Below are 19,611 nucleotides of genomic sequence, written 5' to 3' on the forward strand. Positions count from 1 at the left end.
AAGATCGCAGCCTTCGGCAGCTCCTACAAGGGAGTTGTTCGAGGCAGGCATTTCAGTGTTGGGCTTTGTGATCCAGGGCGGCGTAGAAGTTGGCGCTCTGTTGCAGGTATTTCTGGGTATAGCTCTGGGTGTGGGATTTTTTGCTGGCGATTTCAACGTTGGCGCTGGCTGGCAGCACCACGGTGGCGGAGATGGCGGAAGCGGCAATCACGGAGAAGAGATTGAAGTTCATGGCGGTAACCCTCGTGTTCGGTTGGCTTGCTTGCCCGGTTGGGCCGTGAAGCAAACTTAACGCTCAGCGGTTGCTCGCTTGAAATGCTTTGTAGCAGTAGCAGTTATCAACGGGATTGATAACGCACCGCGCACGCCCGAGATCACAAGAAGGGAGCTGAGACCCGGGCCATTCGGCAGAAAAACATGCACTGTTACCCCATACGCGACCGGACAGCAAAGTACGACAGGAATATTTCGACGACGAGCCTCTTTATAAAGCAGTTGGCGTGGCTTGATCACAAAGAAATCCAACGTGTCGCACACAACGTCGACACCGCTGAGGTAGTCGCTGACGTTGAACTCATCCAGATAATCGATGGCTTGCACGGAAACTTGTGGGTTAATCGACAGCAGTCGCTCCGACAACACTTCAGATTTTTTTCTGCCGATGGTGTGCGTCGAACAGCCGAATTGTCTGTTCATGTTTTCCGGGCCAAATGTGTCAGCGTCGGCAATATTTACGCCGCCAACGCCCATGCGCACAAGGCACTCCGCATAGGTATAACCGGTGCCTCCACAGCCTGGTACTGCGACTCGTTTTCCGGCAAGAACATTGAGTTCCTCCTCGGACACCAGACCCACCATGCGACTAAACAAAACATCCCGGGAAAAATCATGTGGCTGTTGCATCGTTATCTCCAACTAATCAGGCTTGTACGGATTCAATGACTTTCTTTTCAAACTCGTCGCCATGCCAGCGATCCGTCCAAGGGGAAAACGCCACGACAAAAATGTCGCGATAACCCTCTTCATTGACTGGAATAATTTCAGTCACGTCATGGAACATATTCTGGTCATCAAGCAAGGCCGCCTGGCCCTCGAGCAGCGTGCCGGTATAGAAAGGGTCGGTGTCCCTGGCATTGCGATACAGGCTCATTTCAGCGCCGCTGATATCTTTGCGGGTCACTACACCGATCATGACAAACGAATGTCCATCACGATGGCGCCCTTCGGGAACGGTAACGCCCTTCAACTCCGAGTTAACGATCACCCGATATTGATGAACGTTGATTTGCCATTCCTGCGTTGCATCCAGGCCGATATCCTTCGCTCCACGCTCGATGAATGGCGTGAAGTCGACCTCGATAGGCTCATAAAACCGCTGAATTCCGCCTGCTACAGGGTTGTATTTGGAAAACGTCATGTACGGACGATGGGCCAGCAATTCAAAGTTCCAGCCCGTGGCGCTGGCAATCATCTTGTACTGGGAAAAGCGCCGGTAGCGGTTGCCACCCCCCATGTATTGATCGAGTGCCAAGCGTGAAAAACTGTCGATTACATCGGCGGGTATTACCCCAAGATCGACAATACTGAAGCCGTCCTGATTGAAAGGCATCGACTCACTCCTTAAGCCGGTGTCGTTGCGTTGCTGCCCAGACGAACACTCAGTTCGTCCAGATAGCGCGCGGAAGAGTTGATGCGAATAAGTGCGCCAATGGCGATTTCGCGACCGATACGCGGGTCTTGATCCACCAACGGCACAACCACATTGTTAAACCAGCCATTGGCATGTTCCGTGTCGATGTAGACATGGAGCTTGTGATATTCAATCCCGTGCGCGGGCATGTTGTTTCGCTCCCACGCCTTGATCACATGCTTGAATCGGCGTGGTGCCAGATATTCAGTCACACCGAAATAGCCAACCGCTTTGAAGTAATGCCGACGAGACAATGCGAGGCAGGAACTGACGTTGCCGGAAACGATCGATTGCAGCAGCATCGCGCTGGACATATCGGAATCGTCCACACCCGCAGCCCTCAGTGTCTGTGCAAACATTCTGGAATGTACGTCGGCCTCGACGCCATTACCCATTTCATCGAAGTAATTCTTCGCCAGTTCGAGCTTTTGCCCAACCGGCAAACCGATCTGCATAAACGCCAGAATATCGTCGAACTTCGGATCAAGATTGGTCTCTTGAATCAAGTAGTACTTAACGTCCGTCGCTGTTGCTTCCTCACTGAGAAAGTGCGTGTAAAACGGATGCACACTCGATGGGCTCTTTGACACCAGTTTTTTCAGCCATTTGACATATTCCTTGCCATTGCCCGGAAAACCGCTGACGTCGGCATCCGACAGACCTTGCATTTCATACTGGAGCATGGCGCCCTCCAGCACCGACTGAACGTCGCTGACAATCGGTCGACGGTCCGCATTGACTTGTTCAATACGGGTGCACTCGAACTCGTTTCGATAAATGATCGCCAGGCACTCATGCAACGTGGCGAGCGCATCCTGGTTCTTATTGACATAGGCGTCGTGCACCAGCAATCGAGCCAACTGATTAACGTTCCTGCGAATATCGAAATCTTCGTTAACGAAGTTCCATTCATCAGGGTTGCGTTCCATCGCAACAAACCATTCAAGCAGGTTCAACCCTTCCACCTTCATTGTGAACATCCTTATAAGTTGTTTTCCGTAGTTACTGTACAGTGACTGATTTAAAAATCACCGGCGACGTTTTCGACAACTCTGAATTCAGGGTTATCACGTCGTGGTTTTCACCCGAGTACTCTTCGGGATTGATTATTGCGTCGACAGGACAGACATCTACACAGACTGTAGATTTGCACGAGAGACACTCTTTCCCAACTACGTATGGCATCTGGACGTTCCTTCGTCGTTCATCTTCGAATCACGCCAACCTGGAAAATCCGGCAATTACCAAGATATCCGGAAAGCGCAACCATTTAGTCGTTATTTCAACTTTATGTACACTGTAGGAAACTACAGGTGCATAAAATTCTTGTTCGTGCCTTCAACGTTTTCTGCAACTATCGCGGCGCCTTACCCGCACCTCTGGAACAGTGATAGACTCGGCCGCGATAGGGATTTCCATTAAAAACAACGACGTTTACCCGAGGTCTGTATGTACCTTCTTTATTACTCGCCGGGCGCCTGTTCACTGGCCGCCCATATCCTTCTTGAAGAATTGGCACAGCCGTTCAAACTTGAATTGCGCTCGGCCCTGAAGGGCATTGGTACCCAAACACCCGAGTACCTGAGCATTAATCCGAAGGGACGAGTCCCTGCCCTGCTTTGTCTGGACAGTCCGATTGGGGAAGAAGCCGGGGTGTTGACGGAGTTACCCGCCATCCTTGCCTATCTTGCGCTTGAAGAAAAAACCGGGCGTTTTATTCCCGGCACGCCTGGGGAGTTGGGCCGTTGCCTCGAATGGCTGAACTGGTTATCCGGAACAGTGCACAGTCTTTCTTATGGTCAGGTCTGGCGACCACAGCGGTTTGTTGACGATGAAAATCTATTCCCCGCCATTGTCGAAAAGGGCCGGCGTAATGTCATGGATAACTACAGGTTTATCGAGCAGCACATTGTCGAGGCACAGGGCCCATCGGTATTACGTGGATATAACGTTGTCCACCCGGTGTTGTTGGTTTTCTGGATCTGGGGTAAGTGGATCGATCTGGATATGAAAAAGTCGTTTCCCGCCTGGCATCGCCTCGTGCAATCGGTGATCGAGCGACCTGCGGTGCAACGTGCCTTGGCGACAGAGGGCATTGATTTGAAGTTATTCGATTAACAGTCAGCTACTGCGGTATTTCACGTGCAATAAAAACGGGCATCAACCCATCAGTTGATGCCCGTTTTGCTGTGTCTAAAACCTTGGCGCGATCGATTACTTGCCGAGCAGAAATTTCAGATCGCTCGGCGCATCCATCGGCAGTTTCTGTACGGTTTTGCCGAGCAGACCGGTCTTGCCATCGCGTTCGACGACGACAATTTCGTTGCTCTTCTGGTTGGCGATCAGCAGAAACTTACCGCTCGGATCGAGGCTGAACTCGCGCGGGTGATCACCTTCCACCGAACGCTTTTGCAGCTCTTTGAGCTGGCCGCTCGCCGGATCGATCGCGAACACCACCAGTTGATTGGCGGTGCCACGGTTGCTGACGTAGAGGAACTTGCCATCGGCCGAGGCATGCAACGCGGCGCCGGCCTTGTCCGAGGTCGGTTGACCAGCGGCCAGATCGACCAGTTGCGTCTGGGTCAGCACGCCATCGTGGTAATCGAACACCGCGACCTGCGCGCTCATTTCCATGGTCAGCCAGGCGTGTTTACCGTCAGCGCTGAACAGCAGATGACGCGGGCCGCTGCCGGCCGGCAAGGGCACTGCGGCGGTCATCGCTGGCGTCAGCGGCAAGTCCGGGTTGGCCTTCGGATCGAACAGGTAGACGAAGACCTTGTCCGCGCCCAGATCGTTGGAGAACACGTAGCGGCCGTCCGGCGAAGAAACCGTCGAGTGCACGTGGTTGGAGGCCTGGCGCTCAAGATTGACCCGGCTCGCCGGGTGCGCGCTCATCTGCACGACGGGTTTGAGTTTGCCGTCGGCACCGACCGGCAATACCGCCAGCGTTCCACCCGGATCTTCCATCACCGAATAGTTGCTGACGAACAAGTGGCTGGCATCACCACTGAGGCTCGAATGGGTCGGCTCGTTGCCCAGGCTCTGCACTTGATTGATCAGGGTCAGCGTGTGGGTTTTCGGATCGATCGAATAGCTGCTGACACGGCCGACCGGGTCTTTCTGGCCCGGGCCGTTTTCGTTGACCACGAACAGGCGACGCTGGTCTTTGGACAGGGTCAGCCATGACGGGTTTTCGCTCTTGACCACCTGTAGCGGTTTGGCGGCGATCTGGCCGGTGGCACTGTCGAAGTTCATTCGATAGAGGCCCTGGCTGGTGTTGGCGGTGTAGGAACCGACCAGCAACTGGAAGTTCTCGGCGGATGCGCTGGAAAGCCCCATGGCACCGACGCTGCCGGCCATCAGCAGCGGCCAGAATTTACGCATTTTCATTGATTGTCATCCTCGTCATCGCTGCTGCTGACTACGTCGCCATGACAAACCAAGCGGTGTTCGCCGATCGCTTTGGTTTCATTGAAATAACCGACGATCAACCAGCTCTGCAAAGAGTCGTCGAAAGTTGCAGCGGCAACCTGAACCGGGGTGAATTCCCAATGCTTGGCCGCTCGGCCGTCGATGCATTCGATGTGCAGATTGTCGTCTTCATCGAGGAAAAATTCGAAGGCGTGCAAGCCGTCGATTTCGACCATATCGGATTGTTCGAGGACGTCGAGAAGGGTTTGGGCAGTCATGGCAAACAGTCTTTCTAGGGGGGAAAGGGCCAATGATAGCTCATGGCGCCCCACTCCCCCCTGTAGGAGCTGCCGAAGGCTGCGATCTTTTGATTTTGTTTTTAAGATCAAGATCAAAAGATCGCAGCCTTCGGCAGCTCCTACAGGGGTACCGTGTCAGAGGGCTTCGCGGCTAGGCTTGCCATCGACGAGGCGCTGGATGCGCAACGGGTTGGCGTTTTTCAGCGGTTCGGGCAGCAAGCTGTCCGGGTAGTTCTGGAAGCACACCGGGCGCAGGAATCGGTCGATGGCCAGCGTGCCCACCGACGTGCCACGGGCATCGGACGTTGCCGGATACGGCCCGCCGTGTACCATCGAATCGCACACTTCAACACCAGTCGGATAACCATTAAGCAGAATCCGCCCGACCTTCTGTTCCAGCAGCGGTGTCAGTTCAGCAAACTGTTCGAAGTCCGCCAACTCACCAATGATCGTCGCGGTGAGTTGCCCGTGCAGGCCATGCAACGCCGCACTGAGTTGCACCTGGTCCGCCACTTCGACAATCACCGTGGTCGGGCCGAACACTTCTTCCTGCAGCACTTCATCGCCATCGATCAACAGGCTCGCATCGGCCTTGAACAACTGCGGCTGCGCTTGATTGCCCTGCTGTGGATTGCCGGCCAGATGCTCAATGCCGGGATGCGCCAACAGTTTCTGCAAGCCTTTGCCGTAGCTGCCGAGGGTGCCGGCGTTGAGCATGGTTTGCGCCGGTTGATCGCCGATCAGTCCGGCGACTTGCTGCACGAACGCGCTGAACTGCGGCGAACGAATGCCGATCACCAGACCCGGATTGGTACAGAACTGGCCACAGCCCTGCACCACCGAAGCCGTCAGGTCGCGAGCAACCGTTTCCGAACGAGCCGCCAAGGCTTGCGGCAAGACAATCACCGGGTTGATGCTCGACATCTCGGCGAATACCGGGATCGGTTGCGGGCGCGCGGCGGCCATGTCACACAGAGCGCGACCACCCTTGAGCGAGCCGGTGAAGCCAACCGCCTGAATCGCCGGATGCTTGACCAGCCATTCACCGACGCCACCGCCGTAGATCATGTTGAATACGCCGGCCGGCATCGCGGTTTTTTCGGCGGCGCGAATCAGCGCATCGGCGACCAGTTCTGCTGTCGCCATATGGCCGCTGTGGGCCTTGAACACCACCGGGCAACCGGCGGCCAGTGCGGCAGCGGTGTCACCGCCCGCCGTGGAAAATGCCAGTGGAAAGTTGCTTGCGCCGAACACCGCGACAGGGCCGAGGCCGATGCGGTACTGGCGCAGATCCGGACGTGGCAGCGGTTGGCGATCCGGCAGCGGTAAATCGATTCGCGCACCATAAAAATCACCTCGACGCAGAACCTTGGCGAACAGACGCATCTGCCCGCTGGTGCGTCCGCGCTCGCCTTGTATGCGTCCGGCCGGCAACGCGGTTTCGCGGCAGACCACGGCGACAAAATCATCACCGAGCGCATCCAACTCATCGGCGATCGCATCGAGAAACTGCGCGCGGCGTTCGGCGCTGAGGCTGCGATAGGCCGGGTACGCGGCGGCAGCAGCTTTGGCAGCAGCGTCGACTTCTTCGACGGTGGCCTGAATGAAATCGTGGGGCAACTGTTCGCCCGTCGTGGCATCGACCGATTGCAGTTTGACGTCGCCAGCAGCACTGCGCTGACCGCCAATGTAGTTGTGACCGAGAATCTGAGTCATGGGATCTCCTTAAAGGGTGCCGATGCTGTCTGGTTCAAAAGCGGCTGCGATCGGCACGATGCCGTTGACCAGCGGTGCGCCGAATTCGGCCTGGCTGATTTCGAACAGGTCGCCCGGTTGCGTGCGAATGCCATCGGCGAACGACAGGGTCGCGGTGCCGAAGAAGTGAATGTGCACGTCGCCCGGGCGCAGGAACTGGCGGTATTTGAAATGGTGGTATTCGAGGTTGGCGAGGCTGTGGCACATGTTCGCCTCACCGCTGAGAAACTCGTTCTGCCAGAGCACTTCGCCGTCACGCAGAATTCGACTGGTGCCGGCAAGGTGTTGAGGCAGTTCACCGGTACGAAGTTCCGGACCATAGCTGCAGCTGCGCAATTTCGAATGCGCGAGGTACAGGTAATTCTTGCGCTCCATGACGTGGTCGGAGAACTCGTTGCCGACCGCGAAACCGAGGCGATAAGGCTTACCGTCGTGGCCGATGATGTAGAGACCGGCCATTTCTGGCTCCTCCCCGGCGTCTTCAGCAAAGGGAGGCACCGGGAAAGGTTGGCCGGGGCGAACGACGATGCTGCCATCGCCCTTGTAGAACCATTCCGGTTGCACACCGGCCTGCCCCGCCGCCGGTTTGCCGCCCTCCACGCCCCATTTGAAAATGCGCATGGTGTCGGTCATCGCCGCTTCGTCGCCGGCCTGCTGGTGCATTTTGTCGCGGGCCGAAGCGCTGCCCAAATGGGTCAGACCGGTGCCGCTGACCAGCATATGTGCCGGGTCCGGGTGGTCGAGGGGCGGCAGGATGCGCAGTTGTGCGAGCAGTTCGGCGTAGTCGTGGCTGATGCCGAGGCCGAGGGTTTGCACTTGCTGTTCCAGGGTGCTGCCGGCCTCGATCGCCGCCAGCGCCAGATCGCGCACGCTGCGCGCGTCCTGCACCTCGCGCACCAGATCGTTGTCGACCACGCCGACGCGGCGCTCGCCGTTGGTTAATTCGAATTGAACCAGATGCATATGTCCTCTCCTTTACACAAAACTTCGAAACACTGCAAAACCCTGTGGGAGCTGGCTTGCCAGCGATGACGGCGGCACATTCAGCATTAATGTGTCTGACAGATTGCTATCGCTGGCAAGTCGAGTCGTCGCACCGCAGCTCCCACAGGTTCGGTGGTGATGGGTCGATGGGGTTCAGGTTCGGGTGGCGCCTCGGGCACTGGCGGCAAATTGGTCAACCGGGAGCACGTGTTTGCGTTCCAGCACGCGGTAAACCACGCCCGTCAGGATCAAACCGAACACCATCACGCCCGACAGGAAATACAGGCCGGACGCGAGATTGCCGGTGTACTCTTTCAACGCGCCAATCACGAACGGCCCGATGTACCCACCCAGATTCCCCACTGAATTGATCAAGGCAATCCCCGCCGCCGCACTCGCGCCGGCAAAGAACCGCCCCGGCAAGGTCCAGAACACCGCCGTGCAGGAAAACAGCGCAAACGCCACCAGACACAGCGCCGCCAACTGGGCCACCGGCAACGACAGCCACGCGCTCAGGAACAGGCCAATCGCGCCCAGCACATACAGAACAGCCAGATGCCCGTAACGATCATTCAACCGGTCGGAACTGCGCGGCACGATCAGCAAGCCGATGATCCCGAAGATGTATGGCACCGACGACACAAAACCGGTGACCAGATCACTGCCGCCGAACTGTTTGATCAATGTCGGCAACCACAAACCCAAGCCATAAATGCTCAACGTCACCGGCAGATAGAACAGTGCCAGCAGCAACACACGCTTGTCTTTCAGCGCATGCAACGGGTTGCCGTGGCGGGTCTGGCCGTATTCCTGGAGATCCTTTTTCAGCTCACCGGTCAGCCAGTCTTTCTCGGCTTGATCCATCCACTTCACTTGCTGAGGACCGTCCGGCAACCAGCGCAACACCGGCCAGGTCAGCAGGATCGCCGGAGTGCCGATGACGATGAACAGCCACTGCCAGCCGTGCAGACCGAGGACGCCATCCATGCCAAGCAAGCCGCCGGACACGGGGCCGGTGATCATCATCGCGATAGGCTGGGAAAGGATGAACAGCCCAAGGATCTTGCCGCGATGGCGCACCGGGAACCATTGAGTGATGTAGTAGAGAACGCCGGGGAAGAACCCCGCTTCGGCCGCGCCGAGCAGAAAGCGCATCACGTAAAAACTGTGCGGGCCCTGGACGAAGGCCATGCCGATGGTGATCGCACCCCAGGTGATCATGATCCGCGCGAACCAGCGCCGCGCGCCAAAGCGTTCGAGCATCAGGTTGCTGGGGATTTCGAAAAGAAAGTATCCAATGAAGAACAGCCCGGCGCCGAGGCCGTAAGCCGCATCGCCGATGCCGATGTCGGCGCCCATGTGCAGCTTGGCGAAGCCGACAGCCGAGCGATCCACATAGGCGATCAGGTACAGCAGGATCAGGAAGGGAATCAGTTTCAGCGTAATGCGCCGTATCAGCCGCAGTTCCTGGCTCATGAGATCGGTCTCCGATTGTTGTTTTTATAGAACCTCGGGGGACGCCTCTCACGGAAAACCGCCAGGGCCATCCCTCCATCGAAAACGACTATATAGTAATACTAATTCACCAACAACACTTCCAAACCTCAGATTTTGCGCTTAGATTAGGCCGTAGCTGGAACACTATAGTCATACAATAAGAGAATCGATCATGTCTGATAAGAAACCCACCCTGCGCTCCGCCCAATGGTTTGGCACGGCCGACAAGAACGGCTTCATGTACCGCAGCTGGATGAAGAATCAGGGCATCGCCGACCACCAGTTCCATGGCAAGCCGATCATCGGCATCTGCAACACCTGGTCGGAACTGACCCCGTGCAACGCGCACTTCCGCCAGATCGCGGAGCACGTCAAACGCGGGGTGATCGAGGCTGGCGGTTTTCCAGTGGAATTCCCGGTGTTCTCCAACGGCGAATCGAACCTGCGCCCGACCGCCATGCTCACCCGCAACCTGGCGAGCATGGACGTTGAGGAAGCGATTCGCGGCAACCCGATCGACGGCGTGGTGCTGCTGACCGGCTGCGACAAAACCACCCCGGCGCTGCTGATGGGCGCGGCCAGTTGCGACGTGCCGGCCATCGTCGTTACCGGCGGGCCGATGCTCAACGGCAAGCACAAGGGCAAGGACATCGGCTCGGGCACCGTCGTTTGGCAGCTCAGCGAACAGGTCAAGGCTGGCACTATTACCATCGACGATTTCCTTGCGGCCGAAGGCGGCATGTCGCGTTCGGCGGGCACCTGCAACACCATGGGCACCGCATCGACCATGGCCTGCATGGCTGAAGCACTCGGCACTTCGCTGCCGCACAACGCGGCGATTCCGGCGGTGGATGCGCGACGTTATGTGTTGGCGCACATGTCCGGCATGCGGGCGGTTGAGATGGTTCGCGAAGACCTGCGTCTATCGAAGATCCTCACCAAGGAAGCCTTCGAAAACGCTATTCGGGTTAACGCGGCCATCGGTGGTTCGACCAACGCGGTGATCCACTTGAAGGCCATCGCCGGGCGCATCGGCGTCGAGCTGGATCTGGATGACTGGACCCGCATCGGTCGCGGCATGCCGACCATCGTCGACCTGCAACCGTCGGGGCGTTTCCTGATGGAAGAGTTCTATTACGCCGGTGGTTTGCCAGCGGTGCTGCGTCGTCTCGGCGAGGCCAATCTGATTCCTAACCCGAATGCGTTGACCGTCAACGGCAAGTCGATCGGCGAGAACACCAAGGACGCGCCGATCTATGGCGAAGACGAGGTGATCCGCACCCTCGACAATCCGATTCGCGCCGACGGCGGGATTTGTGTGCTGCGCGGCAATCTGGCGCCGCTCGGTGCGGTGCTCAAGCCGTCCGCTGCAACGCCGGAACTGATGCAGCATCGTGGCCGTGCGGTGGTGTTCGAGAACTTCGACATGTACAAGGCGCGGATCAACGATCCGGAACTGGATGTCGATAAAGACTCGATTCTGGTGATGAAGAACTGCGGGCCGAAGGGTTATCCGGGCATGGCTGAAGTCGGCAACATGGGCTTACCGGCCAAGCTGTTGGCGCAGGGCGTGACCGACATGGTGCGCATTTCTGATGCGCGGATGAGCGGCACCGCGTACGGCACGGTGGTTTTGCACGTGGCACCGGAAGCGGCGGCCGGCGGGCCTTTGGCGACGGTGAAGGAAGGCGACTGGATCGAGCTGGACTGCGCCACCGGGCGTCTGCACCTGGATATTCCGGATGCTGAGCTGGCGGCGCGCATGGCGGATCTGCAGCCGCCGCAGCAGTTGTTGGTGGGCGGCTATCGTCAGCTGTACATCGATCATGTGCTGCAGGCGGATCAGGGCTGTGACTTTGACTTCCTGGTCGGCTGTCGCGGCGCCGAAGTGCCGCGTCACTCTCACTGACCTTCTCCACCGATCGTTCCCATGCTCCGCGTGGGAATGCCTCAAGGGACGCTCCGCGTTCCAGCTCTGAAATGGGACGCAGAGCGTCCCGGACAGCATTCCCACGCAGAGCGTGGGAACGATCATTACCCGCCTCAAGATTGTCTGGTGCCTGCTATGATGCGCGGCATCTCCATCGCTCAGGATCGCGCCACTCCCCATGGATTACCGCAAACCCTCCGACCGTAAAAGCATGCACTCGCGCATCGTCCAGGAACTGGGCATGCAGATCGTCTCCGGACGCTTTTTGCCCGACGACAAACTGCCCGCCGAAGCCCTGCTCTGCGAGGAATACGCGGTGAGTCGGCCGGTGTTGCGTGAAGCCACGCGGGTGTTGGTGGCCAAGGGGCTGGTGTATTCCAAGCCCCGCGTTGGCACGGTAGTCAAGGCCCGGCGCGAATGGCACATGCTCGACCCGGACGTGCTGCACTGGTTGATGCAAAGCAGCCCGCAGAATGAGTTTTTCAATGTGCTGACCAGTGTGCGCAGCATCATCGAACCGGCCGCCGCCGCCCTCGCCGCTCAGCATGCCACCGATGCCGAAATCGCCGGTATCGGTGAGGCTTACCAGCGCATGGAAGCTGCGCCGACACCGGAAGCGTTGTTGCAACCGGATCTGGATTTTCATAGCCGGATTGCCGATGCGACGCACAATGATTTGCTGGCGAACCTGTGCAATATGTTGTCAGTGGCGATTGCCGAGGCGTTGAAGCATTCGAATCAGCGGCCGAATCTGCATGAATTGGCGTTGCCGCGGCATAAGGCGATTTTGACGGCGATCGAGAATCGGGATGCGCTGGGGGCTCGGCATGCGACGTTGGTGCAGTTGGATGATGCGCGTAGTGCGCTCAGTGTCGTGCTCGGCACTGAGCTTTCCTGAATCTTGAGACTGCTTGCCCTCACCCTAGCCCTCTCCCAGAGGTAGAGGGGACCGATTGGGGGATATTCGAGATTTACGCCGACTTGAAAGATTTGCTGTGAATCCATAATCGACTCGGCATCTCAAGTCGACCGATCTGCTGTGAATCCATAATCAACTCGGCATCTCAAGTCGAGCGATCTGCTGTGAATCCATCATCAACTCGGTGTTTCAGGTCGATGTATCAAGCCGCACACCTCGGTCAGTCCCCTCTCCCTCTGGGAGAGGGTTAGGGTGAGGGGCTCTTGATCTTCAGCCACAAAAAAAGCCGCAACCCTAAGGTTGCGGCTTTGTCGTTTCAGGCTTGCAGATCAGTGCGCAAACAGCGAATTACCCTTCTGCCCCGCCAGTTTCTCCGGCTTGATCAGGAACTTCGCCAGTGCCGGCAGCAGCCACAGCGCACCGAACATGTTCCACAGCAGCATAAAGGTCAGCATCAGGCCCATGTCGGCCTGGAACTTGATCGCCGAGAAGATCCAGGTGCACACACCGATCGCCAGGCACAGACCAGTGAACAACACGGCCTTACCGGTAGATTTCAGCGTCTGGTAATAGGCTTCCTGCAACGGTAACCCCGCACGCAGAAAACTCTCCAGACGGCTGTAGATGTAGATGCCGTAGTCGACACCAATCCCCACACCCAGCGCCACCACCGGCAAGGTCGCAACTTTCACACCGATGCCCATGAACGCCATCAGCGCGTTGCCGAGTACCGAGGTCAGTACCAGCGGCAGGACGATGCACAGGGTCGCCGCCCACGAGCGGAAGGTGATCATGCACATCACCGCCACGCAGATGTACACCAGAATCAGGATGGTCAGCTCAGCCTGCTTGATGACTTCGTTGGTGGCCGCTTCGATGCCGGCATTACCGGCGGCGAGGATGAATTCCAGACCGTCCTTGTTATTCTCCTGGGCAAATTCCTGCACCGCATGCACCGCCCGATCGAGGGTTTCGGCCTTGTGATCGTTGAGGAACACCAGCACCGGCGCCAGCGAGCAACTGTTGTTGTACAGACCGTCGGCGCGGGCAATCGAGTTGTTCAGCACGTCCGGGTTGCGCGACAGGGTTTCCCATTTCAGGTTGCCCTCGTTCATGCCCTTGATCATCTGCTTGGACACGGTCACCAGCGAGATCGCCGACTGTACGCCCTCGGTGTTCTGCATCTTCCACATCAACTGATCGATCGGCGCCATGGCTTCATAACGCGAACAGCCTTCAGCCTTGGTCTTGACCATCACCACCAGTACGTCAGAGCTGGTGGAGTAATTGCTGATGATGAAATTGTTGTCCTTGTTGTAGCGCGAGTCCGGACGCAGTTCCGGTGCGCCCTGGTCGAGGTCACCGATTTTCAGGTTCTGGCTGTACCAGAGGCCGCCACCGAAGGCGATCAGCGCCAGCAGCACCGAGATGCGTGCGACTTTCGGGTTGGCGAAGTTCGACAGCAGGCGCCAGAACGGGTGTTCGCGGTTGGCGTCCTTCTTGCTCTTGGCGATCGCCCGTTTACTGATGCCGACATAGGAAATCGCCACCGGCAGCAGAATCAGGTTGGTGAACACGATCACCGCCACGCCGATCGACGCGCCGATGGCCAGTTCACGGATCACGCCGATATCGATGATCAGCAGCGTGATGAAGCCCACCGCATCCGCCAGAATCGCGATCATCCCCGGCAGGAACAGTTGCCGGAAGGTGCGCCGCGCAGCGGTCAATGCGTTGTCGGCCTCGCTGGATTGCAGGGCGATACCGTTGATCTTCTGCACGCCGTGGGAAATACCGATGGCGAAGATCAGGAACGGCACCAGCATCGAATACGGATCAAGTCCGAAGCCGAAGAAGTGCATCAAGCCGAGCTGCCAGACCACCGCCACCAGCGTCGTACTCAACACCGCAATGGTGCTGCGCACGCAGTTGGTGAACCACAACAGCAGGATCAGGGTGATGACGAAAGCGATGCCGAAGAACAGCACGACCATCACCAGACCATCGATCAGGTCGCCGACCTTCTTGGCGAAACCGACGATGTGGATCTTGACGTTGGGGTTCTGCGCTTCGAACTTGTTGCGGATCTTGTCTTCGAGTTCATGGGAGAACTTGCGGTAGTCCAGCGCGAGCAACTTGCCCTGGTCTTCCGGGTCCGGATAGGACTCCAGCAGCGGGATGTCGACGATGCTCGACTTGAAGTCGTTGGCCACCAGCCGCCCGACCTGACCGGACTTGAGCACGTTGTTACGCAGCAGATCGAGGCTGTCCTGCGAGCCGTTGTAGCTCTGCGGGATCACTTCACCGCCGGCAAAACCCTCTTCGGTCACTTCGGTCCAGCGTACGCTCGGACTCCACAGCGACTTCAGCCCGGAGCGGTCGACGCCGGAGATGTAGAACACCTCGTCGTTGATCTGGCGCAGGGTCTCCATGTACTCCTTGGAGAAGATGTCGCCGTCCTTGGCTTCCACCGAAATACGCACGGTGTTGCCCAGGTTCGCCAGATCGTTGCGGTGCTCCATCATCTTCTCGATGAACGGATGCTTGAGCGGGATCATTTTTTCGAAACTGGTCGACGGCCGGATCAGCGTGGCCTGCCAGAACAGGAAAATGCTCACCACCAGACAGATCAGGATCACGGCCGGGCGGTTGTTGAAAATCAGGCGTTCAAGAAACGTCGCCTTGTCCTGCTGAGGAGTGATCAAGGAAGTCATAGCCCCGCCTTCTTATTATTGATCTCGGCACCGTTTGGCAGCGTGGTGTGGAGCCCACCCTGCCCGCTCAGAATCAGGTTGCCGTCGCCGGCAGCGGTGACCGATGACAGCGAGATGCGGTCCGGACGGTTGAACACGCTGAAGGTCTCGCCGTTGTCACTGCTGCTGATCACCGAACCGCCGTTGCCGACGATGACGATCGAGCCGTCCTCGAGCAGGGTCGCACCGGACAGGCCGAACTCCAGGGCACCGCGCGCGGCTTTCAATTCGACCTGTTCCCAGGTGCTGCCGAAATCCGTTGAGCGGTAGAGATTGCCGCGCAAGCCGTAAGCCAGCAGGGTTTGCGGTTGTGCCGTGCCGATCACGCCGAATAGCGAACCTTCATACGGGCCTTCGAGTTTTTCCCAGGTCTGGCCGTCGTCGGCGGAGCGGAACATGCTGCCCGACTCGCCAACGATGAACAGCCCGGCATCCTTCACTGCGGCGATGGCGTTGAGGTGGAACTGGTCTTCGTTGTCGAGGCGGTCGCTGACGTCTTCCCAGTTTTTACCGCCGTCGGTGGTTTCCAGCAGCGCGCCGTACGCGCCCACGGCAAGGCCGCTGTTGACGTCCTTGAACCAGACGTCGAGCAGCGGCGATTCACGTTTGAGGTCTTCGAATTGCTTGGTCCAGGTCAGACCGCCGTCTGCGCTGGCGAGAATTTGCGCGTCGTGGCCTACTGCCCAGCCGTGCTTGTCGTCGACAAAGTACACCGCCGTCAGCAGTTGCCGGGTCGGCACTTTGGCTTGCGTCCAGGTTTTGCCCTGGTCATCGGAATAGAGAATGTGCCCGCGATCGCCGACCGCGACCAGGCGCGCACCAGCGTGGACGACATCGAGAATCAGGCTTTTCGCGGCTTTAGTAGATTCGGTGGCATAGACCACGTCAGCCGGGGCCTCGGCGGCAATCACCGGTGCCGATAACGTGGCAAAGCCCAGCAGCGAGAGTGCTGTGGCCAGCAACGCGGTGTTGCGTAACGCCGGCGGGCGGCAACGACTCATAGACCTTCCCCTCTTTATTATTGTTAGGCCATCTGGCCTTCAAGGGCGCCGCAAGTGTGCTCCGCTGATGGCTGGTCAGAAGCATAGTCCTGAAACCCGCAATCCAGAGCCACTTCGGAAGCTGGCTCATCCTATCGGGCTTTCGAAACGTCTGACAATCGGCGCCACGTTATCTTTTGTTAACCGCACGGAATGAACGCATCCCCCTGTAGGAGCTGACGAGTGAAACGAGGCTGCGATCTTTTGATCCTGGCCTTTAAAGATCAAAAGATCGCAGCGTGCCGCAGCTCCTACAGGAATTTCGCGTTGTGATGACGGAGGATTCGTCGGATGGATGAGGGCAATCTTGCGAGAGGGACTTGCACGATCGGTATTATGGTATACCATCAGACGCACAGACACTCTCAATCCCCCAACGGAGCAGCTCATGAGTTTCGAAATTCGCAAGATCGTCAGCTATGTCGAAGAAACCTTCATCGAAGGCGGCAAAGCCACCGACAAGCCAGTGACCATGGTCGGCCTCGCCGTGGTGATGAAAAACCCTTGGGTGGGCAACGGTTTCGTTGAAGACCTCAAGCCGCAGATCCGCGCCAATTGCTCTGACCTCGGTGCACTGATGGTCGAGCGTCTGGTCGGCATCATCGGCGGTGCCGAGAAGATCGAGGCCTACGGCAAAGCCGCTGTGGTCGGTGCAGATGGCGAGATCGAACACGCCTCCGCCGTAATCCACACCCTGCGCTTCGGCAACCACTACCGCGAAGCCGTCAACGCCAAGAGCTACCTGAGCTTCACCAACAAGCGCGGCGGCCCGGGCACCTCGATTCAGATCCCGATGATGCACAAGGACGACGAAGGTCAGCGTTCGCACTACATCACCCTGGAAATGCAGATCGAAGACGCGCCGCGCGCCGACGAAATCGTCGTCGTGCTGGGTTGCGCCGACGGTGGTCGCCTGCACCCGCGCATCGGTAACCGCTACATCGATCTGGAAGAACTGGCCGCCGAAAAGGCCCAGTAATCACAATAAAAAGGCACTGCAGGAGCGCTCCATGATTCGGCTCACCGCTGAACTCACCCCGGCTGGCACCAGTTACCTGGCGACCGGCCAAGGCCAGCCCGTGGTTTTGATCCACGGCGTGGGCCTGAACAAAGAAATGTGGGGCGGGCAGATTGTCGGCCTGTCCAGCCAATACCGGGTGATCGCCTACGACATGCTCGGTCATGGCGCCAGCCCGCGACCGGCCAGCGGCACCGCCCTGCTCGGTTACGCCGATCAGTTGCTGGAGCTGCTCGATCACCTGAATCTGCAACAGGCAGCGGTGATCGGTTTCTCCATGGGCGGTCTGGTCGCGCGGGCCTTTGCCCTGCATTACCCGGAGCGCCTGCAAAGCCTGGTGGTGTTGAACAGCGTGTTCAACCGCAGCGAAGAACAGCGTGCCGGCGTCATCGCGCGCACCGCGCAAGCGGCGGAACATGGCCCGGACGCCAATGCCGAAGCGGCGCTGTCACGCTGGTTCAGCCGCGAGTATCAGGCGGCCAACCCGGCGCAGATCGCCGCGATCCGCCAGACCCTTGCCGGCAATGATCCGCAAGGCTATCTGACGACTTATGAATTGTTCGCCACCCAAGACATGTACCGCGCCGACGACCTGAGCAGTATTCAGGCGCCAACGCTGATCGCCACCGGTGAACTCGATCCGGGTTCGACCCCGGAAATGGCCGAGCAACTGGCCCGGCGCATCCCCGGTGCGAAGGTTGCCGTGCTGTCTGAGCAACGGCATATGATGCCCGTAGAGTCGCCGCGTCTGGTCAATCAGACGCTGCTGGAATTTCTCGAATTCGCACACTCCCGACAAAACCATATAAAGGGGATCGTTGCATGACACTCGCACGCTTCCAGATGTGCATCGGCGGAGAATGGGTCGATGCCCTCTCCGGCAAGACTTTCGAAAGCCTCAACCCGGCCACGGCACAAGCCTGGGCCGAATTGCCTGACGCTGATGAAGCGGATGTCGAACGCGCCGTGCAATCGGCACAGACGGCTTTCGACAGCCCGGCGTGGCGTGGTCTGACCGCCACCGCACGCGGCAAACTGCTGCGCCGTCTCGGTGATCTTATCGCCGAAAATAAAGAACAACTGGCGCAGCTGGAAAGCCGCGACAACGGCAAACTGATCCGCGAAACCCGTGGCCAGGTCAGCTATCTGCCGGAGTTCTTCCACTACACCGCCGGCCTTGCCGACAAGCTCGAAGGCGGCACGCTGCCGCTGGATAAGCCCGACCTGTTTGCCTACACGGTTCACGAAGCCATGGGCGTGGTCGCGGCGATCATTCCGTGGAACAGTCCGCTCTATCTGACCGCAATCAAACTCGCGCCGGCCCTCGCCGCTGGCAACACGATTGTGATCAAACCGTCCGAGCACGCATCCGCGACCATTCTTGAACTGGCGCGTCTGGCCCTCGAAGCCGGGATTCCGCCGGGCGTGGTCAACGTCGTCACCGGTTACGGCCCGAGCACCGGCGCCGCCCTCACCCGCCACCCGCTGATCCGCAAAATTGCCTTCACCGGCGGCGCGGCGACAGCGCGGCATGTGGTGCGCAGCAGCGCCGAGAACTTCGCCAAGCTGTCGCTGGAACTGGGCGGCAAGTCGCCGAATATCATCTTCGCCGACGCCGATCTGGACAGCGCGATCAACGGCGCGATTGCCGGGATCTACGCGGCCTCCGGGCAGAGTTGCGTGTCCGGTTCGCGCCTGCTGGTGCAGGACGAAATCTACGACGAATTCGTCAATCGACTGGTTGAACGCGCCCAGCGCATTCGCATCGGCAACCCGCAGGAAGACAACAGTGAGATGGGCCCGATGGCGACCGCGCAGCAACTGGCGGTGGTTGAAGGCCTGGTCGCGGATGCCATCGCCGAGGGTGCGCGTTTGCGTACCGGCGGCAAGCGCCCGACGGATCTCGGGGACGGCTGGTTCTACGAGCCGACGCTGTTCGAATGCGACCGCAATTCGATGAAGATCATGCAGGAAGAAGTCTTCGGGCCGGTGGCTTCGGTGATTCGCTTCAAAGATGAAGCCGAGGCACTGGCGATCGCCAACGACTCACAGTTTGGCCTCGCCGCCGGCATCTGGACGCGTGATCTCGGCCGGGCTCATCGCCTCGCTCGCGATGTGCGCTCCGGGATCATCTGGGTCAACACCTACCGCGCGGTCTCGGCGATGGCACCGATCGGCGGCTTCAAGAACAGTGGCTATGGACGCGAAAGCGGCATCGATTCGGTGCTGGCCTACACCGAACTGAAAACGGTGTGGATCAACCTTTCTCAGGCACCAATGCCTGATCCGTTTGTGATGCGCTAGGAGTCCTGCGA

17 protein-coding genes are annotated in these 19,611 nt (G+C 58.6%); 6 read left to right on the forward strand and 11 right to left on the reverse strand.

The genetic code is table 11. From position 1 onward, the window contains the following. Nucleotides 1–52: 52 nt before the first annotated feature. The 4 genes from M5G26_RS08305 to M5G26_RS08320 are packed head-to-tail and all read right to left on the reverse strand — an operon-like array spanning nucleotide 53 to nucleotide 2,661. The gene (locus M5G26_RS08305; protein WP_122594286.1) at nucleotides 53–232 is read right to left on the reverse strand and encodes a hypothetical protein; all 180 of its coding nucleotides are present in this window, start codon (nucleotides 230–232) and stop codon (nucleotides 53–55) included. A 56-nt stretch (nucleotides 233–288) separates the two neighbouring features. Further along, entirely contained in the window at nucleotides 289–903 is a 615-nt protein-coding gene (locus tag M5G26_RS08310) for a ThiF family adenylyltransferase (protein ID WP_273914983.1), read from the reverse strand. 16 nt (nucleotides 904–919) lie between these two features. Further along, complete coding sequence (locus tag M5G26_RS08315; RefSeq protein ID WP_134173681.1) at nucleotides 920–1,609, reverse strand: 2OG-Fe dioxygenase family protein; 690 nt, start codon at nucleotides 1,607–1,609, stop codon at nucleotides 920–922. An 11-nt stretch (nucleotides 1,610–1,620) separates the two neighbouring features. Next, the gene (locus tag M5G26_RS08320; RefSeq protein ID WP_273914984.1) at nucleotides 1,621–2,661 is read right to left on the reverse strand and encodes an iron-containing redox enzyme family protein; all 1,041 of its coding nucleotides are present in this window, start codon (nucleotides 2,659–2,661) and stop codon (nucleotides 1,621–1,623) included. A 478-nt stretch (nucleotides 2,662–3,139) separates the two neighbouring features. On the opposite strand from M5G26_RS08320, the gene M5G26_RS08325 reads away from it, so the two are divergent. After that, on the forward strand, nucleotides 3,140–3,808 hold the full coding sequence (locus M5G26_RS08325; RefSeq protein ID WP_273914985.1) for a glutathione S-transferase family protein: 669 nt from the start codon (nucleotides 3,140–3,142) through the stop codon (nucleotides 3,806–3,808). A 96-nt stretch (nucleotides 3,809–3,904) separates the two neighbouring features. Here M5G26_RS08325 and M5G26_RS08330 read toward each other — a convergent pair whose 3' ends face one another. The 5 genes from M5G26_RS08330 to M5G26_RS08350 form a co-directional block, all read right to left on the reverse strand. Next, nucleotides 3,905–5,080, reverse strand: a complete 1,176-nt coding sequence (locus M5G26_RS08330; protein ID WP_273914986.1) for a lactonase family protein — start codon at nucleotides 5,078–5,080, stop codon at nucleotides 3,905–3,907. Beyond that, complete coding sequence (locus M5G26_RS08335) at nucleotides 5,077–5,379, reverse strand: DUF5629 family protein (RefSeq protein ID WP_095050106.1); 303 nt, start codon at nucleotides 5,377–5,379, stop codon at nucleotides 5,077–5,079. Before M5G26_RS08335 ends, M5G26_RS08330 begins: the two co-directional genes overlap by 4 nt. A gap of 156 nt (nucleotides 5,380–5,535) precedes the next feature. Continuing rightward, complete coding sequence (locus M5G26_RS08340; protein ID WP_273914987.1) at nucleotides 5,536–7,116, reverse strand: aldehyde dehydrogenase (NADP(+)); 1,581 nt, start codon at nucleotides 7,114–7,116, stop codon at nucleotides 5,536–5,538. Between the two features lie 9 nt (nucleotides 7,117–7,125). Next, nucleotides 7,126–8,118, reverse strand: a complete 993-nt coding sequence (araD1, locus tag M5G26_RS08345) for an AraD1 family protein (RefSeq protein ID WP_273914988.1) — start codon at nucleotides 8,116–8,118, stop codon at nucleotides 7,126–7,128. A gap of 174 nt (nucleotides 8,119–8,292) precedes the next feature. After that, entirely contained in the window at nucleotides 8,293–9,615 is a 1,323-nt protein-coding gene (locus M5G26_RS08350; protein ID WP_095111455.1) for an MFS transporter, read from the reverse strand. Nucleotides 9,616–9,808: 193 nt separating this feature from the next. On the opposite strand from M5G26_RS08350, the gene M5G26_RS08355 reads away from it, so the two are divergent. Together M5G26_RS08355 and M5G26_RS08360 are read left to right on the forward strand one after the other, a co-directional pair. Then, entirely contained in the window at nucleotides 9,809–11,545 is a 1,737-nt protein-coding gene (locus tag M5G26_RS08355) for an IlvD/Edd family dehydratase (protein ID WP_038368108.1), read from the forward strand. Between the two features lie 199 nt (nucleotides 11,546–11,744). Beyond that, on the forward strand, nucleotides 11,745–12,464 hold the full coding sequence (locus M5G26_RS08360; RefSeq protein WP_273914989.1) for a FadR/GntR family transcriptional regulator: 720 nt from the start codon (nucleotides 11,745–11,747) through the stop codon (nucleotides 12,462–12,464). Nucleotides 12,465–12,814: 350 nt separating this feature from the next. Here M5G26_RS08360 and M5G26_RS08365 read toward each other — a convergent pair whose 3' ends face one another. Continuing rightward, nucleotides 12,815–15,199: an efflux RND transporter permease subunit gene (locus M5G26_RS08365; RefSeq protein ID WP_102902171.1), complete on the reverse strand. Its 2,385-nt coding sequence runs from the start codon at nucleotides 15,197–15,199 to the stop codon at nucleotides 12,815–12,817. Continuing rightward, nucleotides 15,196–16,239: a WD40/YVTN/BNR-like repeat-containing protein gene (locus M5G26_RS08370; RefSeq protein WP_273914990.1), complete on the reverse strand. Its 1,044-nt coding sequence runs from the start codon at nucleotides 16,237–16,239 to the stop codon at nucleotides 15,196–15,198. Before M5G26_RS08370 ends, M5G26_RS08365 begins: the two co-directional genes overlap by 4 nt. Before the next feature lie 427 nt (nucleotides 16,240–16,666). Between M5G26_RS08370 and M5G26_RS08375 the strand changes: the two genes are divergently transcribed. The 3 genes from M5G26_RS08375 to M5G26_RS08385 are packed head-to-tail and all read left to right on the forward strand — an operon-like array spanning nucleotide 16,667 to nucleotide 19,600. Next, nucleotides 16,667–17,257: an amino acid synthesis family protein gene (locus tag M5G26_RS08375; RefSeq protein ID WP_007917992.1), complete on the forward strand. Its 591-nt coding sequence runs from the start codon at nucleotides 16,667–16,669 to the stop codon at nucleotides 17,255–17,257. A 31-nt stretch (nucleotides 17,258–17,288) separates the two neighbouring features. Then, nucleotides 17,289–18,122 carry an alpha/beta fold hydrolase gene (locus tag M5G26_RS08380; protein WP_134173693.1) on the forward strand — a complete coding sequence of 278 codons (834 nt, stop codon included), beginning with the start codon at nucleotides 17,289–17,291 and terminating at the stop codon, nucleotides 18,120–18,122. Beyond that, the gene (locus M5G26_RS08385) at nucleotides 18,119–19,600 is read left to right on the forward strand and encodes an aldehyde dehydrogenase (protein WP_038368098.1); all 1,482 of its coding nucleotides are present in this window, start codon (nucleotides 18,119–18,121) and stop codon (nucleotides 19,598–19,600) included. Before M5G26_RS08380 ends, M5G26_RS08385 begins: the two co-directional genes overlap by 4 nt. Nucleotides 19,601–19,611 lie beyond the last annotated feature (11 nt).

It is taken from the genome of Pseudomonas sp. TNT2022 ID642, assembly GCF_028656995.1.
Lineage (GTDB): Bacteria > Pseudomonadota > Gammaproteobacteria > Pseudomonadales > Pseudomonadaceae > Aquipseudomonas.